Here is a 2,319-nt window from a genome sequence, read left to right on the forward strand (position 1 = left end):
GTGTTTTTATTTTAGTGGAAAGTTCTAAATCTATTATCCCGTCTATGCTTGTGTTATTTAAATTTAAATCTATTCTAGATTGATTGAAGTCCCCTCCTTTAAAAAAATGAAGGTACGTAGGTGTCGTAATTGTTAGTCCAATGTCATGTTTTTCCGTATCATAAATTAACCCGATTTTGGTAATTAGCCCTACATTATCATAATTACCATCTGTGGACGAATTAAAGTAATCTGTTGGCTCATCAGGATTCAAATTTACATCCGTAGTTTGTTTTAAAACCTGAATTTGATACGAGTAATTTGCTATACTCACAAATTGGCTCACACCAAAGTGTAGATTTTGTGTCAGTTCAAAACTTGTTCCAATACCATACCAATTATCATTTCCTCTATACTGATATTGGAAATTGTTTGTTTGTTGTATATTATCATTAACAAATTCCTGCTTGGCGCTAAATTGGTCATTCCAATTGCTCTTGCTGATTTTTAAAAAAGCTAAGTCGAATTTTTCACCCTTTAACTTAAATGAAAATTGTAAGGGTCTAAAATTAAAAATCGTGTTAATTTTACTTTGTTCTCCTTCATTCCAAAATTGTTTAAACCCAAAGGAGTTAATACTAGGGCGTATTAATGAAATGTCTGCTCCTGAAGTAATATTATAAATTGCAGCTGGATTGTAATATGTCATACTCGCATCATCTGCTCCAGCGACTATTGCTCCTCCTAATAATGAGCCTTCGATTCCAAATTGATCCGTGTTGTATTTAAAGTTTTGTGCGCTTAAAACATTTGTAATTAAGCACAGCCCAATTATTAAACATTTATTATATTTCCCCACTTTCTTTATTATTATCCAGTGATAAATTAGTCTTAAAAATCATAGTAGAACAAAGTCGAAATCCGGCTTGCATTTCCAGAACTGCCATCCTTATTCCAGCGCTGGCCATATACGTATTCAACACCTAATTTTAGCCCATCTACAATAGTCCAGAACGAATCTAACGACATACTCATACTATTTTTATAGGTATCTCCAAGTTGATACTCCTTGTTAGACAATTCCGCATATCCTGCAGAAATATTTGTCTTTAAACTTTTTGTCCAATCGAAACCATAAGATAAAAAGCCGCCGAATGAATTTAACCCCTCGAATTCTCTCGTTTCGGGATTATAAATAAAATCCCTGCCGGTTCCACTGAATGTTGTAATAAAATGAGCAATTGACCTCCCATAAGTCAACTGATAAAGTAATTGGTGCCGTCTTTTGAAGTCTATGGTCCCTGAAAGTTGCCCTCCCCATCCAAATGAATTGGAGACCTTATTATTAGAGTCTTTGATTGATAAGGTTGTAAGAACTGTGGATAATTGTACCGCTCCAAAAATGCCTTGGCGTTCAATTCTTGCCGTAACATCAGGAATCACCTGTACAATAGATAAACCGGTGGTATCTAAATCAATTGTATTTAAATCTGGCCGCGAATATTCCATGGCAACCGCCCAATTTGTCCCTTTTTTGTTTGTGCCACTATACCTAGCTTGCGCTGTTCGTAGTGTCACACTACCGGTAGGGCCGTTGCCATCTACCATGGCGGGTAGTGAGGACACATTGCTAAAAAGGGACCACGTTTGCCCCACCAAGAAGTGGCCTATCTGACCATACGCATGGCGAATACGAAAGGCGCCATCTTTGCCATTGAAATCTGTTTCCAGCCGAATGAATACATTTTTATTCTTTAGTTTTCGACTGACCTCAAACCCCAGTCTCGTCTGCCCAAGGGAGCTATTAAAGTTATTAATCTTTATGTTGTCATCCCCTGTAGGAATGTAATAGGTATTAAAGGTATTTTGAACAGGCAAAATCACAAAATCATCATTTATCGCGAAACGCACCGAGCCAAGGATTCTGAGCTGCATGTTACCGTCCTTCGTTAATATATAAATACCCCTGTCATCTGTAATATCCAGTGGACTTACTTTTTGGGTTTCAAGGGTGTCTCTTTCAAATTGTTTTGCTGAACGATTTGAAGTTATTTGAGCTGGTATCGTATCTGTAACTTGTGCCACACCTTTAAGTGCAACTAAAAAAATAAGGATCAATAGTGTTGTTATTTTTTTCATCGCTATCGATTTAATCCTTTTGTGAGGCAATCCTTTTTCTTCTTGATTTAGTTATTATTATCGAGTATAACAACAAAAGTAGTCGCAACAGCGTGTTCGTACAATAGACTAAAGTGGAAGAAAAGTAGACTTATAGTAGTGGTTACTATGGCAATCGTCTAAAATGTCTTGTATGAACAAATAAAGCGTGTATAATAAAAG

At 36.3% G+C, this 2,319-nt stretch carries 2 protein-coding genes; both read right to left on the reverse strand.

Annotated features, from left to right (window positions below):
* On the reverse strand, window positions 1-838 hold an 838-nt coding region (locus WBV75_RS00370), incomplete at its 3' end, for a hypothetical protein (protein ID WP_424118684.1).
* 32 nt (window positions 839-870) lie between these two features.
* On the reverse strand, window positions 871-2,118 hold the full coding sequence (locus WBV75_RS00375) for a DcaP family trimeric outer membrane transporter (RefSeq protein WP_424118685.1): 1,248 nt from the start codon (window positions 2,116-2,118) through the stop codon (window positions 871-873).
* Window positions 2,119-2,319: the final 201 nt, after the last annotated feature.

Origin of the sequence: Robiginitalea sp. (assembly GCF_049588695.1) — a bacterium.
GTDB lineage: Bacteria > Bacteroidota > Bacteroidia > Flavobacteriales > Flavobacteriaceae > Robiginitalea.

What these genes read in the sequence shown, in the direction of transcription:
- WBV75_RS00375 (WP_424118685.1), bottom strand. Translation starts at nt 2,118, where the DNA reads ATGAAAAAAATAACAACACTATTGATCCTTATTTTTTTAGTTGCACTT.